This window comes from Bacillus timonensis, assembly GCF_000285535.1.
In the GTDB taxonomy this organism is placed as follows: Bacteria; Bacillota; Bacilli; order Bacillales; family Bacillaceae_L; genus Ferdinandcohnia; species Ferdinandcohnia timonensis.
On sequence record NZ_CAET01000088.1, the window covers coordinates 1 to 1,773 of the forward strand.

The window sequence follows — 1,773 nt, forward strand, 5'->3', positions numbered from 1 at the left end:
AGGCTGTTTTCTAAAAGATTGTTGCTTTTTAAAATGTAACGAAAATAGTATTCGTGAAAAAATGCACTAAACAAATTAAACAGGTTAACACAATAAGGGATAAAAAAAGAAGTGACTTAAATGCCACTCCAAGGTTTCTATTTTTTTCTGGGAATTTTGAAGCCATTTTCTATTTTTTCAAAACCAATTTTAGGATAGTATTCCATCGCAATAGGCGACGACAGTAGAAGTAAGGCAACTTCTTCACCAATATGTCCTTGTAGTAATCTAACCAGTTCTTTACCTATGCCTTTATGTTGATAATTCTTATTTACAGCTAAATCCGATAGATAACAACAATAACAATAATCGGTAATAGCCCTGGCAACACCAATTAGTTGGTCATTATCCCAAGCGGTAATCAGAACATTAGAATGTTCAATCATTCGTTGAAGTCGCTTCAAATCATCAGAAGGTCTTTTAATTCCTGACGTTCTGAATACATTTGAGAGTTCTTCGGCTTTTATTGATTCATTTACTTTATAAGAAATCTGGGCAATAGTTTCCATTTGCTTCCTCCTTTGAGTAAATATATCTAATTCTACAAATTTTCCTGAATTCCTTCTTCAATTAACGAAGTTCTTTAATCCGTCTATTTTGAGTTTGTACCTCAAAACAGAACCCGTTACAATAACTGAGCCTTTTTATGTTCTTCTTATCATTTCAACAGTTGTAACAACAGAATTTCGACAAGATGAAATAAGCATTTGCTCTACTCGTTTTTCAAATGCTAAACTCTTACCTAATTCAAGCCAACGGAACCAGTAAAGGTAGTTGTCTAAGTATTTAGTCGCAACACCTTGGAATCGTTCCATCCAATCTTTTAAACGATGGTGAAAGTTATTAACGTGTTGTATATGATATATCCCTTTCTTCACTCGCTCTTTTTGGCGTTCATTCACCGTTTCGTGTTGTAGTTTCTTCTTTTTAGCAAACTTCTTGTAGTTAGTAGCTGTATCAGTGCATAGCAAAGCAGACGGGTGAATGTATTCACCAATCACAGCATCGATTTCTTCTGCCTTCACACGACCTGTTCCTGCTTTACGAGCAACTACGCTTCCGTTCCTGTCTTGTGCTACTACAACGGCAATTTTGAGTTTTGAAATCCCTCTTTTTTCATCTTTTTCCCCACGTTTCTTTGCCTTTCTATGAGTAATTTCCCGACCTTTCATTGACTCACGAAAGAATGTCTCGTCACTTTCAACGATACCTTGTAATTGGTTAAAACCGTTGCTTCCTAATGCATTCAAGATTTTATGTCTCCAATAAAATGCAGTAGATAGGTGAATCTCTAATCGTTCAGCGATTTTTGGAAGTGTATATCCTTCGACCATCATTTCGATATATTTTAACCACTTCTCAGGATAACGAGAACCTGAAAACGGTGTATTAGTCATATCATTAAAAGACTTTCCACAATCGTTGCACAGATAGCGTTGTCTTGAACGATATTTGCCATTTCGTTTGACTGATGTGCTACCGCAATGAACACAACCTAATCCAGATGCAAAACGTGATTCACGAATGCTGTTTAGTAACTCGGATATTTTATTAGGTTCGTCTGGAAATAAATCTTCCTTCATTGCATTAAATAGCTTTAATTTTTCTGATGCTGTTAGTTCGCTGAACTCTTTATAGATGTCTATCCACATAGTTGAATGCCTCCTGAGACCGTATTATATCAACCTTCTACTAAGATGGTCAAGAAAGCAACAATCTATACGAAAACAGCCT

The 1,773-nt window shown here is 35.7% G+C and carries 2 protein-coding genes; both read right to left on the reverse strand.

Going from position 1 to position 1,773, the window contains the following annotated elements; translation table 11 throughout:
• Positions 1 to 137: 137 nt before the first annotated feature.
• Complete coding sequence (locus tag BTHG_RS23760) at positions 138 to 548, reverse strand: GNAT family N-acetyltransferase (protein ID WP_010280101.1); 411 nt, start codon at positions 546 to 548, stop codon at positions 138 to 140.
• Between the two features lie 135 nt (positions 549 to 683).
• Positions 684 to 1,691, reverse strand: coding sequence for an IS1595 family transposase (locus tag BTHG_RS23765; protein WP_010280103.1), 1,008 nt, complete (start codon positions 1,689 to 1,691; stop codon positions 684 to 686).
• Positions 1,692 to 1,773 lie beyond the last annotated feature (82 nt).